The 22,646-nt window shown below is 68.5% G+C and carries 23 protein-coding genes and 1 tRNA gene; 10 read left to right on the top strand and 14 right to left on the bottom strand.

All coding sequences use genetic code 11. The features are described 5' to 3' along the window. The first annotated feature begins 22 nt into the window (after positions 1-22). Complete coding sequence (locus tag A6I89_RS06100) at positions 23-1,240, top strand: acetyl-CoA C-acetyltransferase (RefSeq protein ID WP_005514661.1); 1,218 nt, start codon at positions 23-25, stop codon at positions 1,238-1,240. A gap of 149 nt (positions 1,241-1,389) precedes the next feature. On the opposite strand, the gene A6I89_RS06105 is transcribed toward A6I89_RS06100, so the two are convergent. Then, a complete protein-coding gene (locus A6I89_RS06105) occupies positions 1,390-2,235 on the bottom strand; it encodes a Bax inhibitor-1/YccA family protein (protein WP_022594716.1) in 846 nt (281 codons plus the stop codon). A gap of 244 nt (positions 2,236-2,479) precedes the next feature. On the opposite strand from A6I89_RS06105, the gene A6I89_RS06110 reads away from it, so the two are divergent. Further along, the gene (locus tag A6I89_RS06110) at positions 2,480-2,824 is read left to right on the top strand and encodes a hypothetical protein (protein ID WP_005514663.1); all 345 of its coding nucleotides are present in this window, start codon (positions 2,480-2,482) and stop codon (positions 2,822-2,824) included. Between the two features lie 3 nt (positions 2,825-2,827). Here the strand turns inward: A6I89_RS06110 and A6I89_RS06115 are convergent, their stop codons facing one another. The 4 genes from A6I89_RS06115 to A6I89_RS06130 all read right to left on the bottom strand — a co-directional run bounded on the left by A6I89_RS06115 (position 2,828) and on the right by A6I89_RS06130 (position 6,913). Then, positions 2,828-3,961 (bottom strand): methyltransferase, encoded by a 1,134-nt coding sequence (locus tag A6I89_RS06115; RefSeq protein ID WP_013415276.1) that lies wholly within the window; start codon positions 3,959-3,961, stop codon positions 2,828-2,830. A 133-nt stretch (positions 3,962-4,094) separates the two neighbouring features. Next, on the bottom strand, positions 4,095-5,150 hold the full coding sequence (locus A6I89_RS06120) for an alpha/beta fold hydrolase (protein WP_022594714.1): 1,056 nt from the start codon (positions 5,148-5,150) through the stop codon (positions 4,095-4,097). Positions 5,151-5,198: 48 nt separating this feature from the next. Next, complete coding sequence (locus A6I89_RS06125; RefSeq protein ID WP_022594712.1) at positions 5,199-5,828, bottom strand: FMN reductase; 630 nt, start codon at positions 5,826-5,828, stop codon at positions 5,199-5,201. After that, a complete protein-coding gene (locus tag A6I89_RS06130; RefSeq protein WP_022594710.1) occupies positions 5,825-6,913 on the bottom strand; it encodes an LLM class flavin-dependent oxidoreductase in 1,089 nt (362 codons plus the stop codon). The genes A6I89_RS06125 and A6I89_RS06130 overlap by 4 nt, the downstream gene beginning before the upstream one ends. A 144-nt stretch (positions 6,914-7,057) precedes the next feature. On the opposite strand from A6I89_RS06130, the gene A6I89_RS06135 reads away from it, so the two are divergent. Continuing rightward, positions 7,058-8,695, top strand: a complete 1,638-nt coding sequence (locus tag A6I89_RS06135) for an acyl-CoA dehydrogenase family protein (RefSeq protein ID WP_022594708.1) — start codon at positions 7,058-7,060, stop codon at positions 8,693-8,695. 55 nt (positions 8,696-8,750) lie between these two features. Then, positions 8,751-9,089, top strand: coding sequence for a GNAT family N-acetyltransferase (locus tag A6I89_RS06140; protein WP_005514670.1), 339 nt, complete (start codon positions 8,751-8,753; stop codon positions 9,087-9,089). Positions 9,090-9,175: 86 nt separating this feature from the next. Here A6I89_RS06140 and A6I89_RS06145 read toward each other — a convergent pair whose 3' ends face one another. Further along, positions 9,176-9,379 (bottom strand): cold-shock protein, encoded by a 204-nt coding sequence (locus A6I89_RS06145; RefSeq protein WP_013415272.1) that lies wholly within the window; start codon positions 9,377-9,379, stop codon positions 9,176-9,178. A 142-nt stretch (positions 9,380-9,521) separates the two neighbouring features. Between A6I89_RS06145 and A6I89_RS24355 the strand changes: the two genes are divergently transcribed. Then, positions 9,522-10,049, top strand: coding sequence for a hypothetical protein (locus tag A6I89_RS24355; protein ID WP_139811865.1), 528 nt, complete (start codon positions 9,522-9,524; stop codon positions 10,047-10,049). 323 nt (positions 10,050-10,372) lie between these two features. After that, the gene (locus tag A6I89_RS24360; RefSeq protein ID WP_139811866.1) at positions 10,373-10,594 is read left to right on the top strand and encodes a hypothetical protein; all 222 of its coding nucleotides are present in this window, start codon (positions 10,373-10,375) and stop codon (positions 10,592-10,594) included. Positions 10,595-11,021: 427 nt separating this feature from the next. Here A6I89_RS24360 and A6I89_RS06155 read toward each other — a convergent pair whose 3' ends face one another. From A6I89_RS06155 to A6I89_RS06185, 7 genes are all read right to left on the bottom strand, one after another. After that, positions 11,022-11,495, bottom strand: coding sequence for a DUF4190 domain-containing protein (locus tag A6I89_RS06155; protein WP_022594704.1), 474 nt, complete (start codon positions 11,493-11,495; stop codon positions 11,022-11,024). Between the two features lie 282 nt (positions 11,496-11,777). Further along, a tRNA-Leu gene (locus A6I89_RS06160) sits at positions 11,778-11,851 on the bottom strand. A gap of 77 nt (positions 11,852-11,928) precedes the next feature. Further along, complete coding sequence (locus A6I89_RS06165; RefSeq protein WP_022594702.1) at positions 11,929-12,885, bottom strand: Ppx/GppA phosphatase family protein; 957 nt, start codon at positions 12,883-12,885, stop codon at positions 11,929-11,931. Then, on the bottom strand, positions 12,882-13,418 hold the full coding sequence (locus A6I89_RS06170) for a DUF501 domain-containing protein (RefSeq protein ID WP_005514680.1): 537 nt from the start codon (positions 13,416-13,418) through the stop codon (positions 12,882-12,884). Before A6I89_RS06170 ends, A6I89_RS06165 begins: the two co-directional genes overlap by 4 nt. After that, positions 13,415-14,140: an FtsB family cell division protein gene (locus tag A6I89_RS06175; protein WP_022594700.1), complete on the bottom strand. Its 726-nt coding sequence runs from the start codon at positions 14,138-14,140 to the stop codon at positions 13,415-13,417. The genes A6I89_RS06170 and A6I89_RS06175 overlap by 4 nt, the downstream gene beginning before the upstream one ends. Before the next feature lie 8 nt (positions 14,141-14,148). After that, the gene (gene eno, locus A6I89_RS06180) at positions 14,149-15,435 is read right to left on the bottom strand and encodes a phosphopyruvate hydratase (RefSeq protein WP_005514682.1); all 1,287 of its coding nucleotides are present in this window, start codon (positions 15,433-15,435) and stop codon (positions 14,149-14,151) included. Positions 15,436-15,616: 181 nt separating this feature from the next. Then, on the bottom strand, positions 15,617-16,474 hold the full coding sequence (locus A6I89_RS06185) for a lytic transglycosylase domain-containing protein (RefSeq protein ID WP_231811910.1): 858 nt from the start codon (positions 16,472-16,474) through the stop codon (positions 15,617-15,619). Positions 16,475-16,665: 191 nt separating this feature from the next. Between A6I89_RS06185 and efeU the strand changes: the two genes are divergently transcribed. The 4 genes from efeU (at position 16,666) to A6I89_RS06205 (ending at position 21,950) form a co-directional block, all read left to right on the top strand. Next, positions 16,666-17,574, top strand: a complete 909-nt coding sequence (efeU, locus tag A6I89_RS06190) for an iron uptake transporter permease EfeU (protein WP_022594695.1) — start codon at positions 16,666-16,668, stop codon at positions 17,572-17,574. Then, entirely contained in the window at positions 17,571-18,731 is a 1,161-nt protein-coding gene (gene efeO / locus A6I89_RS06195) for an iron uptake system protein EfeO (protein ID WP_013415265.1), read from the top strand. Before efeU ends, efeO begins: the two co-directional genes overlap by 4 nt. 55 nt (positions 18,732-18,786) lie before the next feature. Beyond that, positions 18,787-20,028 carry an iron uptake transporter deferrochelatase/peroxidase subunit gene (efeB, locus tag A6I89_RS06200; RefSeq protein ID WP_390893145.1) on the top strand — a complete coding sequence of 414 codons (1,242 nt, stop codon included), beginning with the start codon at positions 18,787-18,789 and terminating at the stop codon, positions 20,026-20,028. Between the two features lie 314 nt (positions 20,029-20,342). Further along, a complete protein-coding gene (locus A6I89_RS06205; RefSeq protein ID WP_022594691.1) occupies positions 20,343-21,950 on the top strand; it encodes an ABC-F family ATP-binding cassette domain-containing protein in 1,608 nt (535 codons plus the stop codon). Positions 21,951-21,957: 7 nt separating this feature from the next. Here the strand turns inward: A6I89_RS06205 and A6I89_RS06210 are convergent, their stop codons facing one another. Further along, entirely contained in the window at positions 21,958-22,644 is a 687-nt protein-coding gene (locus A6I89_RS06210; RefSeq protein WP_005514689.1) for a nucleoside triphosphate pyrophosphohydrolase, read from the bottom strand. Positions 22,645-22,646: the final 2 nt, after the last annotated feature.

The following is a 22,646-nucleotide window of genomic DNA, read 5'->3' on the forward strand; positions in this document are numbered from 1 at the left end:
ACCAACGTACGAAGGAGTTTCCATGCCCGAGGCAGTCATTGTCTCCGTTGCCCGCTCGCCCATCGGCCGCGCCGTCAAGGGCTCGCTGGCCAGCATGCGCCCGGACGATCTGGCAGCTCAGATGGTTGCCGCCGCGATCGCCAAGGTCCCCGAGCTCGATCCCGCCGACATCGACGACCTGATGCTGGGCTGCGGTCTGCCCGGCGGCAAGGCCGGCTTCAACATGGGCCGCATCGTCGCCATCAAGCTCGGGTACGACACCCTGCCCGGCACCACGATCACCCGCTACTGCTCGTCGTCGCTGCAGACCACCCGTATGGCGCTGCACGCGATCAAGGCCGGCGAGGGTGACGTGTTCATCTCCGCCGGTGTCGAGTCGGTGTCGAGCTTCGCGGCCGGCAACTCGGACTCGCTGCCCGACACGAAGAACCCGTTCTTCGCCGAGGCCATGGAGCGCACCGCCGTCGCCGCGCAGGGTGGCGTGCAGTGGAGCGATCCGCGCGAGAACGGCATCGTCCCTGACGCATACATCGCGATGGGCCAGACCGCCGAGAACGTCGCGCAGCTGACCGGCATCAGCCGCGAGGACCAGGACCACTGGGGCGTCCGTTCGCAGAACCGCGCCGAGGAGGCCATCAAGTCCGGCTTCTTCGAGCGCGAGATCACCCCGGTCACGCTGGCCGACGGCACCGTCGTCAGCACCGACGACGGCCCGCGCGCCGGCGTCACCTACGAGGCCGTCAGCCAGCTGAAGCCGGTCTTCCGTCCCGACGGCACCATCAACGCCGGCAACTGCTGCCCGCTGAACGACGGTGCTGCCGCGCTGGTCATCATGAGCGACACCAAGGCCAAGGAGCTGGGCCTGACCCCGCTCGCGCGCGTCGTCTCCACCGGCGTCTCCGGCCTGTCCCCCGAGATCATGGGCCTGGGCCCGATCGAGGCGACCAAGAAGGCCCTCGCGCTCGCCGGCAAGTCGATCAGCGACATCGACCTGTTCGAGATCAACGAGGCCTTCGCGGTGCAGGTGCTGGGCTCGGCCCGCGCGCTGAACATCGACGAGGACAAGCTGAACGTCTCCGGTGGCTCCATTGCCGTCGGCCACCCGTTCGGCATGACCGGCGCCCGCATTACCGCGACGCTGATCAACAACCTGCAGACGCAGGACAAGCAGTTCGGCGTCGAGACCATGTGCGTCGGCGGCGGCCAGGGCATGGCGATGGTGCTCGAGCGCCTGAGCTGATTCTCGGTTGAGCCGCGAACGGGCGGTTACTGCGTACGGCTTCCGGCCGTTGCCGCAGTAACCGCCCGTTTCGTGTTCTGTGACCGAGACGCAGAACGGGCGGCCGCCGCTCTCGCGACGACCGCCCGTTCGTGTCCGGCGCGGTGAGACTAGTCGTTGTTGAAGTAGCTCAGCAGGCGCAGGATCTCGACGTACAGCCACACCAGGGTGACGGTGAGGCCGAGCGCGACGCCCCACGCGGCCTTCTCCGGCGCCTGAGCGCGGATCAGCTCGTCCGCAGCGTCGAAGTCGAGCAGGAAGCTGAATGCGGCCAGGGCGATGCACACCAGGCTGAAGACGATCGCGACGGTGCCGCCGTCACGCAGGCCGAAACCGCCGTCGGTGAAGAAGCTGGCGATCAGGTTGCCGATCATGAGGACCATGACGCCGATGAGGCCGCCGATGATCATGCGAGTCAGGCGCGGGGTGACGCGAATGGCACCGGTCTTGTAGACGACCAGCATGCCGAAGAAGACACCGAAGGTGCCGAGGACGGCCTGGCCGATCAGCATCGAGCCGCCGACCCCACCGAATTCGACATTCGTGAACATGAAGGACAGCGCGCCGAGGAACACGCCCTCACACGCGGCGTAGGCGAGCACGATCGCCGGGTTGTCCATCTTGCGGCCGAACGACGCGACCATCACCAGCACGAAGCCGATGAGACCGCCGCCGATGACGAACGGTGCCGCGAGATTCGTGTTTCCGTCGACCAGGAAGTACGAGACGATCGCGGAGATCGTCAGCACACCGAGCGTGATCGCGGTCTTGGTGACGACGTCGTCGATCGTCATCGCCCGCTGTCTGGTCTGCTGGAACTGCTCGGGAGCGCCGTACTGCTGGCCGTACTCCTGCGCGACCTGCGCGCCGCCGGCCTGCGCGGATCCGAACGTGGCGTATCCCGTGCCCTCCTGCTTGGGCAGGTTCTTGAACACCGGGTTGCTGGTGGTGCGCACCGTGAACATCCCTTCTCGTGGTCGTCTGTCGGGCTTGTGGGGCCCGAGCTCGGCCGGGTGGACCGGCGTCGTTGTCCGTAGAACGCACCGCCCGGCAGGGAAAGTTCCCACACCACGAAGATGACTTGGACAATTCGGACTTTACCGGGCGCCCGCAAGTGGATGCCATCCGAGCGCCCCATGCAACCGTATCGCCGTCGGCCACAATCCAGCGCGAATCGGCGATCCGGAACAGAATGAAGTCATGGGCATCGAAGAAGGACCAGACGACACTCTGGACGTCAGCGAGAGCCTCGACTCCGACGAGGTCCGCAACGAGGACGGCGACGACGTGGTCGATCCGCCGGACCACTGGAGCGAGGCGGACCGGTTCGGCACCACCCTGCGGGAGGCCGAACAGGGCGAGAGCCTCGATCAGCGACTCGCGGAGGAGGAGCCGGACGTCCCGCCGTCCGGTGGAGAGGACGAGTCCGAGGACCCCGACGAACTCCAGGGAGCCGAGATCATCGACGGGGTGATCGTCGAGGACGTCGGCCTCCACCGCGGGCAGGTCGACGGCGACGCGGCGGGCGGCGGACCCGTCGAATAGCGGCTACACCGCTCGCACCGACCGCGTGACGGTGAACTTCGGGTTGCGGCCGACCTCCTCGGTGCGGCCCACTGCGCGCTCGAGGGCGCGCTTGTACCCGAGGTGCGAGTTGTAGACGGTCCACAGTTCGCCCCCGGGTCGCAGAACCCGGCCCGCGGCGTCGAACATCTTGCCTGCACTGCCGGTGTGCACCGCCGCCCCGACATGGAACGGCGGATTGCACAGGATCAGGTCGACGCTCGATTCGGGCAGCGAGGACAGCGCGTCGTCGCGGATCACGCGCACCCGCGCCGCCACCCCGTTCGCGCGGGCGGTGGCGGCCGCGGACGCGACGGCCGCGGCCGACTGGTCGCTCGCGATCACCTCCGCCGACGGCTGCGCCTTCGCGAGACTCACCGCGAGAATGCCCGTCCCGCACCCGAGATCGACGGCCGTGCCGGCCTCCCGCATGCGGGGCAGGAATTCCAGCAGGAATCGGGTGCCGATGTCGAGCTTCGGACCGGCGAACACCGCGCCGTGCGCGGCGACGTCCGATCCGAGTTCGTCGACGTGCTCGACAACCGGGAATCGCGGGGGCTCGGTACTCGTGCGCGGCGTGTCGGCGATCAGCACGCGGGACTTCTGCCGACCGAGCGTTGCGCGCACTCCACCGAAGGAGCGGCGCAGTACGTCGTTCATCGCCGGGGTGATGTGCTTGTTGCGGCCGCCCGCGAACACGACGACGTCAGGGTCTGCGTACCGCGCGACCGCGTCGGCGACCTCGTCGAGCTCGTCCAGGCTGCGCGGCAGCTGCAGCAGCACGACACGCGCGCCGGTCAGCAGGTCCTCCCCCAGTGCGCAGGACCGATACCGGCCCGCGAGCCCGAACCGTTCCGCATTGTTCGCGAGCGCACGTTCACCGGTGAGCGGATCCTGGTGCACACGAATACCGTTCGCACCGAATCGGACGGCTGCAGCAAGCGTGAGCGCACCGTAGTGGTCGCCGACCACGACCACCGACGCCTCCGGGGCGGCCGACAGTGCGTCCGCGGCCTCGTCGAGGATCAGCCGGTCGGCCGCGTCGACGGCGAACAGGTTGGGTGCCTCGACGTCCGGGAAACGTGTGAGGCCGGCGAACAGGTCATCGACGGAGAGCATGACGTCCAGTGTGCGCGACCGGCCGGTGCGCGGCGCAGTCGGCCTGAGCGCCCGTTCCCGACCTGAATCTGCGGCAATCGGCCCGACGCACACAGGAGTGGACATCGGCGACGCCCACTGGCGACGGACTCGGTCAGGCGTCGACGCGCTCGGCTAGGAATGCGTCGATGTGCCGCCACGTGGTCTCTTTCGCACCGGGCCCGGCCAGCAGGCCCAGGTGGCTGCCCGGCGCGGTCTCGAACCGCACCGACGGCGAGCCGGTCAGCACGTCGACGATCGCGGCGACCGAATCGGCCGTCGCGATGACGTCGCCCGTGCCGCCGACCGCGAGCACCGGGACGGCGAGTTCGGCGAGCTTGATCGTCTTGCCGCCCAAGGTGATCCGGCCGTCGCGCAAACTGTTTCCGAGCACCAGCTCCTCGGCCGTCTGGTAGAACAGCCGCGCCGGATAGCCGGGCATCTCGGCCATGAACCGGTCGATGGCCTCCATCCGGGCGAGGGTCTCGGTGTCGTGCAGATTGTTCGCGACGAACCACGGTTTGAGCAGCTCCCGTTGCGGAGCGGTGGCCCGGTAGGCGATCTGGACCAGCGGCGCCGGGAGCCCGCCCATCAGGCGCGTCAGCTCGGTCACCGGGCGATGCCCAGTGATGCGGCCCACGGCCTGCGCCACCGCCATGGTCGGAATCCTGGAGTAGTCGATCGGCGTGCCCAGGGCGGTGACCGAGGCGATGGGAAGCTCCGGGTGCGCCGACGCGGTCAGCAACGAGATGGTCCCGCCGAGGCTCCAGCCGACGACATCGACGGGCGCGCCGTCGTGCAGGGCACTCACGCGCCGCAGCGCGGCCGGGACGATGTCGTCGATCCAGTCCTCGAAGCCGAGATTCCGGTCGGCATAGCCGATGGTTCCGTAGTCGACGACGTACGGCGTACGGCCGGTCTGCGCCAGGTGCGCGACGAGGGACTGGCCAGGGCGCAGGTCGTAGCAGTGCATCGGTACCGCCAGCGGCGGCACCAACAGGACCGGCGCCCCGACGCTGCGCACCCCGTAGCGGTGCAGGTCGCGGTGGGGTTCGCGATGCACCAGCACGGACGGCGTCCGCTCCACCGGCGCGACGCCACCTCCGAACGTCAGCCCCCAAGCATTGCGCAGCGACGTGTTCAGCCGCGATCCCCAGCCCGATTCCCGCACGACTCTCCCCTGCCCTGTCGACCTTGTTGCGGGCATCTTACCGGTGAGTCAGTTAGCGCGCTGCCGCGCCAGCAACTCCTCGAACGGCACCGCGTCGGCGAAGGGATCTGCCGGCGCGGTCCGCTCACGCGATGCCATCGCTGCCGCAAGCTCGTCACCCGCTCGTGCAATCCGCCCCGCGAGGGCCTGGTCACCCGAGCCCGCCCAGTCCTCCGAGGCCGCGTAGACCGCCGTGGGGACGACGCCTGCGCGCAGGTACGCGAACATCGGCCGGATCGCGTGCTCGAGCGCGAGCGAGTGCCGCGCGGTGCCGCCGGTCGCACCGATCAACGTCGGCATGCCGTCGAGCGTCCCCTGCTCGAGAACGTCGAAGAACGACTTGTACAGGCCGCTGTAGGACGCGTTGAAGATCGGTGTGACGGCGATGAGGCCGTCGGACGCCGCGACCCGATCGACGACCGATCGCAGGGCGCCACCGGGAAATCCGGTGAGCAGATTGTCGACGAGCGCGTGTGCGTGGTCGCGCAGCTCGACGACCTCGACGTCGGCGTCGACGCCGCGGCCGGTGAGCGCGTCCACGGTGGCGGCGGTGAGCCGGTCGGCGAGCAGCCGGCTCGACGACGGCTGCGTCAGGCCCGCCGAGAGCACCGTCAGAGCGCGTGTCTTCGTCTCGGTCACGACAGCACCTCCGCCTTCCTGCCGGCCAGCAGGCTCGCGTGGGTGGGTGCGTCGGGGACGTGCGCGGGGCGCATCGCATCCATCTCGCGACGGAGCACCGGCACGACTTCCTCACCGAGCAGGTCGAGCTGCTCGAGGACGGTCTTCAGGGGCAGCCCGGCGTGATCCACGAGGAACAGCTGACGCCGGTAGTCGCCGAAGCTCTCCCGGAAGGTGAGGGTCTTGTCGATGACCTCCTGCGGGCTGCCCACGGTGAGCGGGGTCTGTTCGGTGAACTCCTCGAGCGACGGGCCGTGGCCGTAGACCGGCGCGTTGTCGAAGTAGGGGCGGAACTCCCGGACGGCGTCCTGCGAGTTCTTCCGCATGAACACCTGGCCGCCGAGCCCGACGATCGCCTGGTCGGCGGATCCGTGACCGTAGTGCTCGTAGCGCCGCCGGTACAGGTTGACGAGCTGGATGAAGTGCTCCTTGGGCCAGAAGATGTTGTTCGCGAAGAAGCCGTCGCCGTAGTACGCGGCCTGCTCGGCGATCTCGGGGCTGCGGATCGACCCGTGCCACACGAACGGCGGGACGTCGTCGAGTGGACGTGGCGTCGACGTGAAGCCCTGCAGCGGAGTCCGGAAGCGCCCCTGCCAGTTCACGACGTCCTCGCGCCACAGCTTGTGCAGCAGCGCGTAGTTCTCGATCGCGAGCGGGATGCCCTCGCGGATGTCCTTACCGAACCACGGATATACCGGCCCGGTGTTGCCACGACCGAGCATGAGGTCGACCCGGCCGTCTGCCAGGTGCTGGAGCATCGCGAAGTCCTCGGCGATCTTCACCGGATCGTTCGTGGTGATGAGCGTGGTGGACGTCGAGAGCGTGATGCGCTCGGTGCGCGCCGCGATGTAGCCGAGCATCGTCGTCGGCGACGACGGCACGAACGGTGGATTGTGGTGCTCACCGGTGGCGAACACGTCGAGGCCGACCTCCTCGGCCTTCTGCGCGAGGGCGACCATCGCCTTGATCCGCTCGGCCTCGGTCGGCGTCCGACCGGTCGTGGGGTCCGCGGTCACGTCACCGACGGTGAAGATTCCGAACTGCATGCCCTACCTCCCAGGTATTTCAACTTTCAACTATATGCCACCAACCCGAACGCCACGCCGCATATTCCGCGCATGTCCTTGACGTTCCCGCCGAAGCGTCATTGACTGCACTCGAGGATCGCCACCACCACCGCAGGGGGTCGTATGAGGGTCACGCACGAGGTCACCAACCAGGTTCCGCCGCTGATCGACTACGACGCCGCCGACTATCCGCCGATCCTGGAGGCCCTGCAGCGGGAGGGCGCACATCACGCACTCGACGAGATCCATCGCGTCGGGCGTCTCGCGGGCGGCGCCGAGGCGCAGGCGCTCGGCGATCTGGCCGAGGCCCACCCCCCGGTTCTGCGGACCCACGACCGCTACGGCAACCGGATCGACGAAGTCGAGTACGACCCCGCCTACCACCAATTGATGGACACCGCGGTGGAGCTGGGCCTGCACGGCGCCCCGTGGGCGGATCCCCGTCCGCAGGCTCACCTGATCCGCGCCGCCAAGAACGCCGTGTGGGGGCAGGTCGACGCCGGACACGGGTGCCCGATCTCCATGACCTATGCCGTGGTCCCGGCACTGCGACACGCTCCGGAACTGGCGCTGCAGTACGAACCGCTGCTCACCGCCAAGGTGTACGACCCCGAGTTGCGCGCCCCGCTCACCAAGCCGGGGCTGATCGCCGGAATGTCGATGACCGAGAAGCAGGGCGGCTCCGACGTCCGGGCCGGCACCACCCGCGCGGTCCCGCAACCGGACGGTTCGTACCTGGTCACCGGGCACAAATGGTTCACGTCGGCGCCGATGTCGGACATCTTCCTGGTCCTCGCACAGGCGCCCGGCGGACTCACGTGCTTCCTGCTCCCGCGGATACTGCCCGACGGCTCACGGAACGCGATGTTCCTGCAGCGCCTCAAGGACAAGCTCGGTAACCACTCCAACGCGAGCAGCGAGGTGGAGTACGACGACGCCGTCGCCTGGCGCGTGGGCGACGAGGGCCGCGGGGTCCGGACCATCATCGAGATGGTCAACATGACGCGTCTCGACTGCACGATCGGCACCGCCACGGGCATGCGCCTGGGCGTCGCGCAGGCCGCCCACCACGCGGCTCACCGCAGCGCGTTCGGTGCCCATCTGATCGACCAGCCGCTCATGCGGAACGTGCTCGCGGACCTCGCCGTCGAATCGGAGGCGTCGACCACCGTCGCGATGTGGCTCGCCGCTCTCACCGACCACGCCGACAACGGCGATCCGCAGGCGTCGATCCTGCGCCGCGTCGCGCTCGCGGTGAGCAAGTACTACGTGTGCAAGCGCGGGCCGGCGCATGCCGCGGAGGCACTGGAGTGCCTGGGCGGCAACGGTTACGTCGAGGAATCGCGGATGCCGCGGTTGTACCGGGAGGCACCGCTGCTGTCGGTGTGGGAGGGCTCCGGCAACGTCGCGGCGCTCGACGTCCTGCGAGCGATGGCCCGTCAGCCCGAGTCGGTCGAGGCGTTCTTCGACGAACTCGACGCCAGTGCGGGAGGCGACCAGCGACTCGACACGGCGGTCGAGAAGCTGAAGGGCGCGTTTACCGACGTCGCCAGCCTCGAGCATCGCGCTCGAAGTGTGGTGGGCGAGATGGCCCTCGCGCTGCAGGGCGCGTTGCTGGTCAGGTACGGGCATCCGGCGGTCGCCGACGCATTCTGTGCGAGCCGGCTGTCCGGCGAGTGGGGCACCGTGTTCGGAACGCTGCCGACCGGCCTCGACCTGGCGTCGATCATCGATCGCGCGACGCCCAAGGTGGGTTCGTGAGCGCCCCGAACCCGGAACACTCGCACCAGCGCGCCCGCAGCGTCATAGTGGAGTCATGAGTGACCTCGACGCCCAGCCCGAAGTGACCCCGGATCACGACCGCCGCCGCTACGAGATTCGAGTGGGTGACGCGACCGCCGGGTTCACCCAGTTCGTCGACAGCGGTGACCAGCGCATCTTCTTCCACACGGAGATCGGAGAACGTTTCGCGGGGCGCGGTCTCGCCGGAACGCTGATCCGTGCCGCGCTCGACGACACCGTCGCGCACGGTAAGCGAATCGTGCCGATCTGCCCGTTCGTTGCGGGTTTCCTCGACAAGCACGACGACTTCAAGGGGTTCGTGGACGCCGTCACGCCGGCCGCACAGCAAGCCGTCATCGATTCCCAGCGCTGACCCGCGTCCGCCGACACGACAGGCCCCACTTCCGGTCGGAAGTGGGGCCTGTCGTTCTCACATCGCCCGGTACGGGCGACACGCGATCAGATCGCGGTGATGTTCGTGGCCTGGGGGCCCTTGGCGCCCTGGCCCAGATCGTAGGAAACGCGCTGGTTCTCGTCCAGGCTGCGGAAGCCGCCGCCCTGGATCTCCGAGTAGTGCGCGAACACGTCAGCGCTGCCGTCCTCGGGAGCGATGAAGCCGAAGCCCTTTTCAGCGTTGAACCACTTGACGGTGCCGTTTGCCATTTCTTGCTCCTCTTGCTTGCCGATCACGAATCGCCGATGTTCGAGCGACCCGGGCCGGTACTGCTGAAAGCGATACCCGAAGAGGAGATCCATCCCCCACAACTTAGGGAGTTGTGCGCGCAACGAGCGGGCACAAATCACTATGACCACTTTCAGTGAATCACACTCGGGCCGCGAAGTCGACGCGTTTCCGATCACTTTGCTGGGCAACGGCTTTTCCCGCTGCGCTTCGCGCACCGCCGACACAGCGTGCCGTTGTAGCGATGTGGCGCGCGCTTCGGTCGGTTCGACGGTGCACGTGACCGAGCCGACGGATCTCCCGCAGCCAGAAGTGCGCCGCGAGGGTCGTCTGCGCGTCGGCCGCCGAGCCGTCCGAGGGGCCGTCGACAACAGCGACAAGCGATTCCGCGAGCGCGGCGAGCTTGAGGTTGTTCGCCTGCGAATGCCGCAGCAACTGGTCCGCAGACTCGTCGGCGTCACATCGATAGAGGATTCCCACTATCTCCAGCGCGCGGGCACGGACAGCAGCGGATCGGTTGTGCCGCAATCCGACTGGCGTCGAACTGTCGACATCCGACGACGGGATGAAATTGTGGTGCATGGAACTTCCTTCGTGGTCGTCGCGAGACCATCTCTGCGACAACACATATCCGCGCCTTCGCGCCTGTGAATAAGATCGTTCGGTCGAAGTTCGGCTCGACTCGCGAGCACTCGACCGGTGAGTTCGTGAGGAGTCAGGGCTGCGTCGCTGCGGCGGCTCAGGAGCGGTGTCCGAGCTGACACACCGACAAGACGGCGGACCTGACCAGGACAGTCTACGCGATCCCGACACGGAAGGACACCTCTCCGGCCGGAGACTCACGTCGACACGTCGCGTGAGCGCCGCGTCAACCATCGAATCCTCCACGACTTCAGAATGATTCGCCCCCGACCCCCAACCGACCACACGTTCGCACCGACACGCATGCGGGATGTGGCATCGGTCTCGATCCCGTGGAATCACCTCCCCTCACGCCGTCGCGGGTACGCCCCGTGTGGGCGCAATCCGACGAGTCCGCCCCCAGGCGTCACAGGCCGGGCAAACCGACCCTGACGGCTTCTGCCGGCCTGCTGCCCGCGATGGTGGACCTCGCCGTCACCGGAGTACCGACCGAGGGCATCGCCGTCGGCGGACTGTCAGCGCTTGCGGTCGGCGTTGCCGCGGTCGCGATCTGAACTTGCTGCGCGAGGCCCTTCTCCGCTCTCGCGCGGATCGATAGCATGGTGAGTGCGCCGCAATGGGCTGCGACGAGGACGCCATCGGCGCTTCGATCGCAGCACGGGGAGCGCTGCGGTCCCGCCGAAAGGATCGACCGATGACTCAGGTGCGCGTTCCGCCTTCCCCGTCCACATTCCTCACGCTCGCAAGGGTTCTCGTCGTAGCCACTGTCGCAGCGACCGGACTGGCGATTCCGCCGGCCGCAGTTTCGACCGCCGCCCCGATCGTCCCGCGCGATCTCCCCACGGTTGCGGCCGCCCAGTCGAGCCCGGACCGCACCGCACCATGTCGGCGATGGCAGAACCCGAACGCTTACGGGCACTGGCACTGCAGGTGAGCGGGTAGACGCCGCGTGCGCGCCACCTACCCCCTCCTGCGGGCGTCTCAGTTGCAGGCGTTCATCTCTTCGGGGGTATCGGCATTGCTGATGCACTCCGAATAGCTGTCCCAGTCGTTGGAAATCTGGTTCAGGTCGTCACCCAGCTGATCCACCGCAGTGAAGACGATGACGATGCCCGCGATACCACCGACCACCGCGAGCACGCTGAGCACGATGCCCGAGATCGTGACACCCTTGTTGCTCGCCTGCGCCTTGCGTACCCGACTGAGGCCCGCCAAACCCAGGGCGAGGCCGATTACGCCGAGGATCAGCCCGATGAAACCCGTCAACGGCACCAGACAGAACAGCAGGCCCACGATGCCGAGGATCAGCGCCGCCAGGCCCAACCCGTTGCGCTCGGGGTTACCCGGGATCTGGCCGTAGCCCTGCGGCATCGACTGCTGCGGCATCTGGCCGTAGGCCGGCTGCGCGCCCTGAGGTGCACCCCCACCGGGGTACTGCGGAAACTGCTCTGTCATTTGAATCCCCCTCGCTCACAACTCAATTCAGTCCCCACCGCAGCTGGAGGCGGAAATGGGCAGGCGCGAGCGATGGAACTACAGATCCCCACCCGTGAATCCCCCAAGAAAACCGACCAGCTCGGTTGTAGAGCACAAGGTATACCGCACCACCGACACGAACCGAATCGGAACTGCCGATATTCATGAGCGAAGGCGACGAAATGGCGGAAGGTCCCGTCCACCGGAAGCGCGGTGGACGGGATCCCCGATGCCATGTGCCGTCAGACGGCGGGACGGGCGTGCCCCCAGTGGGACTCGAACCCACACTCGGCGGATTTTAAGTCCGCTGCCTCTGCCAATTGGGCTATGGGGGCCCACCACCGGCCCGACTCCGGTGGCCACGACAGTGGAAACCAAGGAACAGTGTAAGCGGCACAAACAGTGAGCTAATTCACGACCCACCCAGTAGGACTGACATTGCAATTCCGTCCAGAATGTCGTGTTCGCTGACGACCAGTTCGTCGATGCCTGCAAGCCTCGCGAGTTCGTCGGCGAGCACGGTGGTGACGATGGCGCCGCCACCGATCACGTCGACCCGCCCGGGGTGCATCGGCCCGAGCGCGGCCCGCTCGTCGTGCGTCATGGACACCAGGCGGTTCGCGACGTCGTGCAGCTGCCCGACGCTCAGCCGCGAGAGGTGCACCCGCTCGGCGTCGTACTCGGGCAGGTCCTGCGCGACGGCCGACAAGGTCGTCATGGTGCCGGCGACGCCGACCCAGGTGCGAGCCTGCTCCACCGGCACGCGTTCGAAGGCCTGAGCGAGGCGCTCGGCCGCGAACGCGCGGGCGGCGTGGATCTGATCGGTGGTGGGCGGATCGTCGTGCAGGCACCGTTCGGTGACGCGCACGCACCCGACGTCGGTGGAGTACGCGGCGTGGACTCCGGCGTCGTCGCCGAGCACCACCTCGGTGGAACCGCCACCGAGGTCGACGACCACGAACGGACCCTCCGACGCGTCGAGCTCGCCGACGGCGCCGGCGAACGACAGACGCGCCTCCTCGTCGCCGGTGATGACCTCCGCCTCGGCGCCGGGAATCACCGCTCCGAGCACCTCGCGCGTCATGGCGAAGAAGTCGTCGCGATTCGACGCGTCCCGCGTGGCGGACGTCGCGACCATACGCACCGCGGTGGCGCCGGTGTCACGGATGATCTCGGCGTACTCACCGAGCGCCACGCGCGTGCGCTCGATGGCTTCGGGCGCGAACGCTCCCGTGGCGTCGACGCCCTGTCCGAGGCGCACGATCCGCATCAGACGAGTGACGTCGGTGAGACGGCCGTCCTCGCCGGCCTCGGCGACCAGCAGACGAATCGAGTTGGTGCCGCAGTCGATCGCCGCGACCCGGGTCACTCGGCGTCTCCGGAAACTTCCGGGCCCTGGTACTCGGGCCAGTCGGCGGGAATCGCGGTGCCGCGCAGCTTTCCGCGTGCAGCGAGGGCGACGGACTCGTCACCGAGCGGATTGACCCCCGGCCCCTTCGCGAGCGAATGCGCCATGAGAACGTGCAGACACTTCACCCGGTCCGGCATGCCGCCGCCGGTGAAGTCCGTTCCCAGGGAATCGATTTCATTGCGTTCCGCGAGGTAGGACTCGTGTGCGGCACGGTAGGCTGCGGCCAACTCCGGGTCGGTGGCCAGGCGCTCGGTCATCTCGCGCATCACGCCGGCCGACTCCTGCCGGCTGGCCTCTGCGGTCAGACGCGGGTCGGTCAGGTAGTAGAGGGTGGGGAAGGGCGTGCCGTCCGGCAGCCGGGGGGCGGTCTTCACGACGCCGGGCTGGCCGTCCGGGCTGCGGTACGCGATCTCGAGGACGCCCCGTGGGACACGACCCAGCTGGGCCTCCACCGCGTCGAGGTCTTCCTGGGGGACGGACGATTCGCTCACCCGGTGGGTACTCCTGGTTCTTCTGGGGCGGGTGCCGGCACCACGGGGGCCTCCGGCGGTGTCTCTGTTTCGGCCTCGGCGACGGGCGCGGGTTCGGTGAGCCGCTGCCACAGGTCGCTGTGCCAGGCGCCGGTCGACGGCGGCGGCGGGGGCGCGTCCTTCTTCGGCGGCTGCCAGTCCCCGGGCAACTGCACCTTGTAGGGCGTCTCACCGGGGCGGACCAGGCCGAGTCGCTCGCGGCCCTGCGTGGCGATCCACGCGGGATCCTCGATCTGCTCCTTCTGGCGGCGCAGCTGGTCCAGTTGCTGTTCGAGCGCCACCTGCTCGGAGGCGAGCCGATCGGCCTCCGCACGCTGCGTGAGATACGTGCGCAACGGCATCGCGAGCGTGAGCGCGAGAGCGCAGATCACGACGCCGAGGATGACGGCGCGGCCGGTCGACAGACCGAAGAAGGTGCGCTCGGGCTGCGCCTGCGCCGACCGGCGTCCCGCGCCCGCCCGCCTGGAGCGGACACGGGAGCCGGTGGCGTGCGAAGGTCCGGCCGCGTCGCCGCCCGCATCGAGTGGGCTCGACGCGTCGGGGGCGACACGTCCGGTCGCGGTAGTGGTGCCGACCCGGTTGCGGCGGGGCCTACGAGAGCCCTGCCCGGTCCCGGCACCGTGGCGCTCGGGGCGTCCTCCCGGGGAGAGACGACCCGACCGCGACCTACCGCGCTGACTCATCGGCGTGCTTACGCCTCGAAGGCGAAGCGCGGGAACGCCAGCTCGCCGGCGTAGCGGGCGGCGTCGCCCAGGCTCTCCTCGATGCGGAGCAGCTGGTTGTACTTCGCGACGCGCTCGCTGCGGGCGGGGGCACCGGTCTTGATCTGGCCGCTGCCGACCGCGACGGCCAGATCGGCGATCGTGGTGTCCTCGGTCTCACCGGAACGGTGGCTCATCATCGTCTTGTAGCCGCTGCGGTGGGCCAGGTCGACGGCATCCAGCGTCTCGGTGAGCGTGCCGATCTGGTTGACCTTCACCAGGAGTGCGTTCGCGGCGCCCTTGGCGATGCCCTCCTCGAGGCGCTCCGGGTTGGTGACGAACAGGTCGTCGCCCACGAGCTGGACCTTGTTGCCGATCTGCTCGGTCAGCGCCACCCAGCCGGCCCAGTCGTCCTCGCTCAGCGGATCCTCGATCGAGACCAGCGGGAACTGCGTCAGCAGCTCGGCGTAGAACGCGCCCATCTCCTCGGCGGTACGGATCTTGCCCTCGAACTTGTAGCCGGTGCCGTCGGTGTAGAACTCGGTGGCGGCGACGTCGAGTGCGAGTGCGATGTCGGTACCCAGCTTCAGGCCGGTCTTGGCGACGGCCTCGCTGATCAGGTCCAGCGCTTCCTTGGTCCCCGCGACGTCGGGAGCGAAGCCACCCTCGTCACCGAGGCCGGTGGACAGGCCCTTGGCCTTGAGCACCGACTTGAGCGAGTGGTACACCTCGGCACCCCAGCGCAGCGACTCCTTGAAGGTCGGCGCACCGATCGGCGCCACCATGAACTCCTGGACGTCGACGCCGGTGTCGGCGTGCGCGCCACCGTTGAGGATGTTCATCATCGGGACCGGCAGCACGTGGGCGTTGGGGCCACCGACGTAACGGAACAGCTCCAGGCCGGAGGACTCCGCACCGGCGCGGGCCACGGCGAGCGACGCGCCGAGCAGCGCGTTGGCGCCCAGGCGGGACTTGTCGGGGGTTCCGTCGGCGTCCAGCAGAGCCTGGTCGACGGTGCGCTGCTCGGTGGCGTCCAGGCCGATGATGGCCGGTGCGATCTCGCCGAGGACGGATTCGACGGCCTTCTGGACACCCTTGCCCAGGTAACGGTCGCCGCCGTCACGCAGTTCGACGGCCTCGTGCTCACCGGTGGACGCGCCGGAGGGAACGGCGGCGCGGGCGAAGCTACCGTCCTCGAGCAGCACCTCGACCTCAACCGTGGGGTTGCCACGGGAATCGAGGATCTCGCGAGCTCCGACCTGCTCAATGATGGCCACGAATGGTTCTCCTTCGGCGGCTTCGTACGGCTGCTGCGGACAGCGGATCGAGCCGGTCCGGGCAGCAGCAACTGGGTTGTCTACGGGCAAGCGACCACGCTGAGTCGCCGGATGCATAGTGCCAGGTCTGAGCCTAGCGGGAGTAACCGACTCCCGCCTCCAGGCACGCCCGTCGCGCAGGTCACCTCCGCACTCCCACCGAGTACGCAGCCGCGCGGTCGCGGACGTCGCGCAGATACTCCCCCGACAGGTTGTAGGCCATGAGGGCGGCGGTCCACCCGTCCGCAGTGGTGAGGTCGCCACCGCGCGCACACAGGTACCGCGCTGCGGTGAGGGCTGCGTCGTCGATGTTGTCGGGGTCGACCACACCGTCACCGTTGGCGTCGACGCCCCAGCGCGCCCACGTCTCCGGGATGAACTGGAGCGGACCCATGGCACGGTCGTGGGTGGCGTCGCCGTCCATCGCGCCGCCGTCGGTATCGGGGATCTCGGCGACTCCGGGCGAGCCGTCGAGCGGGATACCTCGAATCGGCGGGCTCACCTGCCCGTCCTCGCCGACGCTCGAGCCGCGATACGTGCCGTGCTTGCTCTCGACGGCCGCAATCCCCGCGAGTGTCGTCCATCCGATTCCACAATCAGGCTTGGTCGCGGCCATCACTGCGGCCGCGTACCCGTAGGCCTCGAGCGCGGTAGGCGAGATTGCCAGCGCGTCCGACAGGGGCGCCGCCCACTCCCCCAGCATCGCCGCGGTCCGCCCAGGCCCGTTGATGTCGATCGGCGGCGTCGGCGCACCCGGTCCCGGCGGGACGCCCTCCGGGATCTCGATGCGGGGCTTGCGCTGGTCCAGCTCGTCCAACCCGACCGCGAGGACCACCACCGCGACGCCCACGAGGACCGACGACGCCACGACCAGGAACGTGCGCAGCGGACGCCGGCGCTTGGGTGGCGGGTACGTCGGCGCGGGTGATCCGTAGGACCGCCCCGTAGCGGCCCTCGTCGCGGTTGCGCGGGTTGCGGCTTCTCTCGTCACGGCATCCATCATCCAGAACCGCGCGGTCGCGACGTCGGACGAATCGGGACCAAAGCCCCATTCCAGACAAAAAGCACCAGGTCAGGGGTGGTTTTTCTCCATTGTCGGGGGCTGCTACTTTCGGCGTGGTCCTTCGAGGTTCGGCTTGCCTTGCCTTGCCTTTCCGTTCGCGCCGTCCCGACCCGTAGCAGGAGCCCAGAGTGTCAGTCCTCGCCGCCGGCGCCGCCGCGCCGTCCATTGCGACCCAGCTGTTCGGCAGTGGCCTGATCGGGGTGCGCGAGGGACTCGAGACCGGCATCGTCGTGATGATCCTGGTCGCCTTCCTGGTGAAGTCCGAGCGCCGCGACGCCCTCAGATGGGTATGGGTCGGCGTCGGCGCCGCCGTCGCGATGGTCGTCGCGATCTTCGTCGGCATCCACTTCGGCACTTCCACCGTCACCGGCACGGCCGCCGAACTCATCAGCGGCCTGGCGTCGCTCGTCGCGGTCGCGATCGTCACCGCAATGGTCCTGTGGATGCGCACCGCCGCGGCGTCGATGTCGGGGCACCTGCGCGCCGGGCTGGACCGGGCGCTCGCCGTCGGCCCGGTCGCCGTCGCGACGATGGCCTTCTTCGCCGTCGGCCGCGAGGGCGTCGAGACCGCTCTCCTCCTCGTCGGCTACGCCGAGAACGCGGCCGGAAGCTCGTGGCCGCTCGTCGGACTGCTGCTCGGCATCGCGGTCGCGGCCGCCCTGACCGTGCTGCTGTACGTCGGCGCGGTCCGCATCGACTTCGCCCGTTTCTTCCGCTACACCGGCGCGTTCCTCGTCGTCGTCGCGGCCGGCATCCTCGCGTACGGCGTCCGCGCACTGCAGATCGCTGGGTGGCTGCCCGGCGGATCGACGCTCGCGTTCGACATCTCGTCCGTGTTCGACACGTCCAGCTGGTACGGCACGGTCCTGCAGGGCATCTTCAACTTCCGCCCCGATCCGACCGTCCTCCAGGTGATCGCGTGGGTGGCGTACCTCGCGATCGTGATGCCGCTCTTCCTCCGCCCGGTGAAGCCGAAAGCCGCAGCACCGCAGGCCGCTCCGGGACCGACCGACTCCGAACTCAACGCTTCCCGATGACCGTCACCCGAAAGGTTCCGCTCGTGCGTCGTACCACCTCCGCGCTCGCCCTGCTCGCGATCGCCCCCCTCGCCCTCGCGGCGTGCACGTCCAAGTCGACCGCGGACGCCGAGGCGATCACGGTGACCGCCACCGACTCCACCTGTGACATCTCGGGCAACTCGGCGGAGACCGGCAACACCACGTTCTCCATCACCAACAACGGTTCCAAGGTCACCGAGTTCTACGTCTTCGGCGCCGGCGATCGAGTGATGGGCGAGGTCGAGAACGTCGGCCCCGGTCTGACCCGCCAGCTCATCGTCAACCTCGCCGAGGCCGGGACCTACCACACCGCGTGCAAGCCGGGAATGGTCGGCAACGGCATCCGATCCGAATTCGTCGTCACGGGCGACTCCGTCGCCGCGACCGACCAGGACGGACGCCTCACCGAGGCCGCCGACGGCTACAAGCGTTACGTCGACAGCCAGCTCACCGCACTGCAGGAGACCGTCACGGCGTTCGTCGCGTCGATCAAGGCCGGCGACGTGGCCGCCGCGAAAGCCCAGTACCCGTTGACCCGTACGTACTACGAGCGCATCGAACCCATCGCCGAGAGCTTCCCCGACGACCTCGATCCGCGCATCGACCTGCGCGAGGTCGACGTCGAGCCCGGCTGGAACTGGACCGGCTTCCACCGCCTCGAGAAGGACCTGTGGGTCCAGGGGCTGCAGCCCGACACCAACGCGATCGCCGACCAACTCGTCGCCGACATCCAGGAGCTCGCCGACGGTGTCGCGGCTCCCGACTTCGTCGTCGACCCGATCCAGGTGGCCGGCGGCGCCCAGACACTGCTCGACGAGATCGCCCGCACCAAGATCACCGGCGAGGAGGACATCTTCTCGCACACCGACCTGTACGACTTCCAGGCCAACGCCGACGGTTCGCAGGCCGCGATCGCGTCGCTGCGTCCGATCCTCGACGACCGCAACCCGGAACTCGCCGCCCGCATCGACCAGCGTTTCGCAGACCTCGATGCCGAACTCGCACAGTTCCGCCAGGGCGACGGATTCGTCTCCTACGAGACGGTGACCGAGCCGCAGCGTCAGGCGCTGTCCCAGAAGATCGATGCGTTGTCCGCCGAAGTGAGCCAGGTGCAGGGTGTCGTCGCAGGACAGTAACTCCCGGAACGACAACCAGTCGGACGACACCGGCCGGGCCGAATCGCGTCCAGGACTGTCCCGCCGGCGTCTCTTCGGCGCCGTCGGGGCCGGCGCGGTCCTCGCCGGCGCGGGTGCGGCGGTGGGCCGCCTGTCGGCCCCCGAGGCCGCGGCATCGACCTCCGAAGTGGTGCCCTTCCGGGGTATCCATCAGGCCGGAATCGTTACGGCCGCACAGGATCGCATGCACTTCGTCACGTTCGACGTCATCACCGATTCGCGTGACGAACTGGTGGCGATGTTGAAGAAGTGGACCGAGATGGCCGCGCGGATGACCGCCGGCGAGGAGGCCGCCGCGGACGGTGCCGTCGGCGCCGGCGAATACAACCCGCCCACCGATACCGGTGAGGCACTGGACCTGCACGCCTCGAAGCTCACGCTGACGATCGGGTTCGGACCGTCTCTGTTCGACGCGAACGGTAAGGACCGCTTCGGGATCGCGGACAGGAAGCCGGCGGCGCTCGCCGACCTGCCCAAGTTCACCGGAGACGCGCTCGAGCCGGCCCGCTCCGGCGGCGACATCGCGATCCAGGCCTGCGCCGACGACCCGCAGGTGGCGGTGCACGCGGTGCGCAACCTGGCCCGCGTCGGCTTCGGTGTGGTGGCGGTGCGGTGGTCGCAGCTCGGATTCGGGCGCACGTCCTCGACGTCGACGACCCAGGCGACGCCTCGAAACCTGTTCGGGTTCAAGGACGGAACACGGAACATCAAGGCCGAGGACCCCGTGGCGCTGTCGGAGTTCGTGTGGGTGGATCCGCAGGACGACCAGGCATGGATGGCGGGTGGCTCGTACCTGGTGGCCCGCCGCATCCGGATGCTGATCGAGCCGTGGGACCGCACCACGCTGCACGAACAGGAGCGGGTGTTCGGCCGGACCAAGGGCACCGGCGCACCGCTGGGTCGCAAGGACGAGTTCGACGATCTGCAGCTGGGAGCCAAGGGCGCCGGCGGGAAGCTCGTGATCGACAAGGACGCACACGTTCGGCTCGCGTCGGCCGAGGAGTTGAACGGCATCCAGATCCTGCGCCGCGGCTACAACTTCACCGACGGCACAGACGGTTTCGGCCATCTCGACGCCGGCCTGTTCTTCATCGCGTACTGCCGCGACCCGCAGAAGCAGTTCGTGCCGATGCAACAGACCCTCGCCCGCAACGACGCACTGAACGAGTACATCAAGCACGTCGGCTCCGCCGTGTTCGCGGTGCCACCGGGTGTCGGTGACGGCGACTACTGGGGATCGACGCTGTTCGAGGCGTGACGCGCAACGCACGACTGATGCAACGCACGACTGATAGAGTGCCGGCCATGGACATCGAGGTCGACAGAATCTAGCCACCGGACTGCCGGTGGCGTAGCCGCTCCGGCGCGGACCGCGCCCAGGCTGACGACCCATGCCCATTCCAGGGCGCCCATCCCCGGCACTTCCGGCTCGCGCCGATCACGTTCTCCCGTGTGCGCAGCGATGTCGACCTACTCGTGCGACGCATGCTCGCCCCTCCGGGCGACCCCTTGTGATCGGTCGTTCCCTCAGCCCCGCTGATCAGCAACCTTTCACGAAAGGGACGGCAACGCATGAGTGCCTCCGCAATCACTTTGAGAGACCTCACCTTCGAATGGCCCGACGGCACCGTCGCGCTCGATCGCGTGAGCGGCACCTTCACCACCGGGCGCACCGGTCTCGTCGGGCGGAACGGAGCGGGTAAGTCCACACTGCTCCGACTGATCGCCGGGCTGCTGCGGCCCACGTCGGGACGCGTCGACACGGTCGGGGGGGTGGGGTATCTGCCCCAGACGCTGACCAACCGCAAGGACTCGACCGTCGCCGAACTCCTGGGTGTCGACCGGATCGTCGCAGCGCTCCGGGCCATCGAATCCGGAGACCCCGATCCGCGCCACTTCGACACCGTGGGCGACGACTGGGACATCGAGGCACGTGCCGAGGAGGCCCTCCACGAGATCGGCTTCACCACAGTGGATCTCGACCGCCGAGTCGACACCCTCTCCGGCGGAGAGGCGATGCTGATCGCGATCACCGGCCTCCGAGTCCGGCGTACCCCGGTCACCCTGCTCGACGAGCCGACGAACAACCTCGACCGGCCCACACGCGCACGTCTCGCGGAGATGATCGACAACTGGACGGGCACTCTCGTCGTCGTCAGCCACGACCTGGAACTGCTCGAGCACATGGATGCCACCGCAGAGTTGCACGACAGCCGGATCGAGGTGTTCGGCGGCCCGTACAGCGCATGGAAGGAGCATCGCGAACAGGAGCAGGCGGCCGCCGTGCAAGCCGCGCGCTCCGCCGACCAGGCGCTCAAGGTCGAGAAGCGCCAGAGGATCGAAGCCGAGACGAAGCTGGCCCGCCGCGAACGGACGGCGAAGAAGACCCAGAAGGACGGCGGTATCCCGAAGATCCTCGCCGGAAATCGCGCGAGCAAGGCGCAGGCTTCCGCGGGGGCGATGCGCGGGACGCTCGACGACAAGGTCGAGAGCGCCAAGGCCGCGGCCGATGCGGCCGCCAGACGGGTTCGGGAAGACGAGCACATCCATCTCACGCTGCCCGACCCGGATGTGCCACGGAGTCGACGCATCGCCGAGTTCCATGACGGCGAACGCACCATCGTCGTGCAGGGCCCGGAGAGAATCGCGCTCGTGGGCCCCAACGGGGCCGGCAAGTCCACGCTTCTCGACCATCTCCTCCGGGGCACCGAGGGCGACCCGGGCCGAGTGCGCGGGGCGTTGCTCACCGAGCGGGTCGGCTATCTGCCACAGCGACTCGACAACCTCGACGAGACGCGGAGCGCACTCGAGAACGTGCAGGACGTCGCAACCGGAGCCTCGTCCGGCACGATCCGGAACCAACTCGCCCGTCTCTTGATCCGCGGCAGCGCGCCCGATCGCCCGGTCGCGACGTTGTCCGGCGGTGAACGCTTCCGAGTCTCACTCGCCAAACTGCTACTGGCTGAGCCACCCGCACAATTGTTGATCCTCGACGAGCCGACGAACAACCTCGACATCACCAGCGTCGAGCAACTCGCCGAGGCGCTCGACAGCTACCGCGGCGCGATGATCGTCGTCAGCCACGACTACGAGTTCCTCGGCAAGATCGGGGTGGACGTCACGATCGAACTCGACGCGCACGGCCGAATCGCGGGTCATCACAACGGTTTCCCGGAATGATCCAGAGTCAACTACTCCAGTAGGTCCGCCACGCGTCACCGTCGAGTCCGCCCCATGCGACCCCGGCCGCGTGCGCGGCGGACTCGGCGGCCCGGATGCGTGCGACGAAACGCAGGGCGGCCTTCCGCAGCCCGTCCTCGGCGCTCTCGGGCCCACCGAGCCGTACCATCCGCAGCTCGTCGGGCACCAACTCGTCCGGAAATCCGGCCTTGCGTGCCCGGGAGACGACCTTCTCGGCGAGGGCGAGCGCGGGCTGCTGCAACGCGATGCCGTCGATGCAGGATTCGCGGGCCTTCTCGGCCGCCTTGCGGGCCTCCCACGCGCGTTCCTGCTCGGCGATGTCCACCGGGCCCGCGAGGTCGTCCGCGAGGTGGGGGCTGCGGTGAGCCAGCTTGGTCACGAGAGTGGCAGCCACGTCGTCGACCGTGAACTCGCCGGCGGCCTCCGCGATCCGGGAGTGGAACAGGACCTGCAGCAACAGGTCTCCGAGTTCCTCCCGGATCGCGACGGGATCGCCGGACTGGATCGCGTCGAGCAGTTCGTACGTCTCCTCGAGCAGATAGGGACGCAGCGAGTCGTGGGTCTGCGTCACCTCCCAGCCCCCGAAGCCCCACAGCTTGTCCATCACCAGGGCGGCCTCGACCACGGCGTCGCCCGTGCGCCACTCGTCCTGGCGCTCGTCACCGGCAGTCATCT

The sequence above is a fragment of the Prescottella equi genome (assembly GCF_002094305.1).
GTDB classification, from domain to species: Bacteria; Actinomycetota; Actinomycetes; order Mycobacteriales; family Mycobacteriaceae; genus Prescottella; species Prescottella equi.